Raw genomic sequence first — 241 nt, 5'->3', positions numbered from 1 at the left:
CCCCACCGGAGCGCCACCAAGACGCCGTCGCGCCAGCAGCCGTCGAGTGGGAGAGTCGGTGTGCGCGCGTGGACGACGAGTGGACCAGAACGTTGTACATCGCCGACTGGCCGGACCACCCGAGCGACGGCTATCTCAGCGAGCTCTTCACGCTGACTGACGTCCGGTTTCACCTCACTGCCCGGCTCACTCCGCGTGACCACGAGCGGGCGCTCGATCAGCTCCAAACCGCCGCGGACGA

The 241-nt window shown here is 68.0% G+C and carries 1 pseudogene; it reads left to right on the top strand.

What is annotated here, in order from left to right:
- Positions 1 to 241: pseudogene (locus EXE42_RS20550) on the top strand (transferase); the annotation flags it as partial.

This window comes from Halorubrum sp. SP3 (assembly GCF_005435195.1).
Lineage (GTDB): Archaea > Halobacteriota > Halobacteria > Halobacteriales > Haloferacaceae > Halorubrum > Halorubrum sodomense.
This window is presented reverse-complemented; position numbering and strand designations above follow the sequence as displayed.